Annotated in this window: 2 protein-coding genes; both read right to left on the minus strand. The window is 66.1% G+C overall.

What is annotated here, in order from left to right; all coding sequences use genetic code 11:
- Nucleotides 1-107 precede the first annotated feature (107 nt).
- The gene (locus U9R90_RS35695; protein ID WP_411061615.1) at nucleotides 108-830 is read right to left on the minus strand and encodes a hypothetical protein; all 723 of its coding nucleotides are present in this window, start codon (nucleotides 828-830) and stop codon (nucleotides 108-110) included.
- A gap of 258 nt (nucleotides 831-1,088) precedes the next feature.
- Nucleotides 1,089-1,820 (minus strand): hypothetical protein, encoded by a 732-nt coding sequence (locus tag U9R90_RS35700; RefSeq protein ID WP_411061616.1) that lies wholly within the window; start codon nucleotides 1,818-1,820, stop codon nucleotides 1,089-1,091.
- Nucleotides 1,821-2,183 lie beyond the last annotated feature (363 nt).

Consider the following 2,183-nt stretch of genomic DNA (forward strand, 5'->3'; position numbering starts at 1 on the left):
CCCAGCGCCGCTTCGCAGCACCGACGCTGCCCTGACGTCGGTGCACAGCGAAGGGCCCCGCGGACAAGATCCGCGGGGCCCTTCGCTCTGTCTCAGGCTGTCTCGGGTCAGCCCGCGGCCTTCTCCAGCTTGGCGAGCTGCGCGTCGATGATCGCCGCGGGCGTCTCGGTCTTCCCGGTCGCCACGACGTTCATGGTGTAGAAGGGCACGAGCGTCGAGCCGCTGCGAACGACGGTGAACGACATGACCGTCTCCTCACCCTCGATGTCCCCGATGAGGTGGTACGCGACGGACTCGTCCCCCAGCTTCGGGTCCGGCTGGGCCTTCACGCCGGTGTAGGAGCTGTCCTCGTGGTCGAACTTCTCGCACTTCTCCACCGCGGTGCGCAGCGCGTCGAGGTCCTTCTCCGCGTCGGCCTGCTCATGCGCGAGCAGCGCGACGGACGTGATGGAGGCGAGCTTCTTCTCGGCGACGGTCCGGCCGATCCGCGACTTCGCCTTGGTCTGCGTGGAGAACATGACCATGTCGGCGATCGGCTGGCATGCGTCGGCGCTGGCCGGGATGGACTTCGTGGGCCACTCGGCCTCGGGCAGTTCCTCCACCTTGTAGCCCGTGACGTCATCCTGAGCGATGATCGCCGCCTTCAACTGCGCGGCGGTCAGCGCCTTGGCCCCACCCTCGGGCTTCGCTGCCTCGGTCGTCTTCTCCGCCGAGGGCTTGTCCTTGCCCTCGTCGCCACTGCCACTGTCACTGCCACCGCACGCGGCGGTGAACCCCAGAGCGGCAACGACGGATACGGCCACCACGGCGCGGGACACAGTTGACTTCAACGCTTCTCACCCTCAAGGTTCTTGGCGCACTCCTCATGCGCAGAACCCCATCCAAGGCCCCAGCCACCGCACTTGACCAGCGGTGCAAGGTAACGATCAAGCTCACCAAAAAGGTTGTACGCCCACGGGTCACGGCCTCGCAACGGATCGGCCACGGAACACACCGGCGCCCCATGCAACGAAACGCGCCGCCGCGAGGTCGCCGAACACTCCCTCGCAGCGGCGCGGTCAAGTCCGCGGGCGCCTCTCGGCGTCGGTTCAGCCCGCGACCTTCTCCAGCTTGGCGAGCTGCGTCTTGATGATCGCGTCCGGCACCTTGAGGCTCTTGGTGTCGAGGAGGTTCATCGAGTAGAAGCCGACCAGGGTCGAGCCACTGCGTACCACGGTGAAGGACATCGGGATCGTGTCGCCCTCGATGTCACCCTCCATCTGGTACGAGACCGACTCGTCCCCCAGCTTGGGGTCCGGGAGCGCCTTGACCTTGGAGTACTGGTAGTCGGTGTGCTCGTACTTGGTGCACTTCTCGGACGCCGTGCGCAGATCGCCGATGGCCTTCTCGGCGTCGGCCTGCTTGTGCGCCATCAGCGCGAGGGAGGTGACCGTCGCGTTCAGCTCGTTGTCGGGGAGCAGCGTGCGCCCGATCCGCGCCTTGGCCTCGGGCCGCGTGGTGAAGAAGAACATGTCCGCGATCGGCTGGCATGCCTCGGGCGACGTGGCGATGAAGTCCGAGGGCATCTCGTCCTTCGGCATCTTGGAGACCTTGCCGAAGCCCTTCACGTCACCCTTGGCGACGGCGGCCTTCTCCAGCTGAGCCGCGGTCAGCGTCTTCGCCACGGGCTCCGGCTTCGGCTTCGCCGCCTCGGTCGTCTTCTCGGCCGAGGGCTTGCCCCCGTCATCGCTGCCACTGTCACTACCACCGCACGCGGCGGTGAACCCCAACGCAGCCACCACAGATGCGGTCATGACAACCCGCGACACAGATGCCTTCACGTTTCCACTCTTCCTTGTTCAAGGGCGCGCCCCCAGGCGCGCCGCGAGACAAGAAAAAGCCCATGCACCCGCCCCGACCAGCAATTTTCCCGTGCTTTTGGGTAACGATCGGGGATCAACGAAAAGGTTGCACACCTCCGGTCACGACCTGACAACGAATCCAGGCTCCGGAGGCCCATCCGCCCCTCCCCCGCGATGCGCATGCCGTCGATACCTCACTGGAATCGGCCCCCTCTTCCGCCACCGGATCACCGTGATGCAAAATCCCAGGTAGCTAGGAGGAACCACACGATGCGCGGGGCGCGGAAGCGACGTCAGGAGCACAGAAGGCCTTCCCCTGCCCAAAACCCCCCGCACCCCCCA

This window comes from Streptomyces sp. E11-3 (genome assembly GCF_046540415.1).
Taxonomy (GTDB): Bacteria; Actinomycetota; Actinomycetes; order Streptomycetales; family Streptomycetaceae; genus Streptomyces.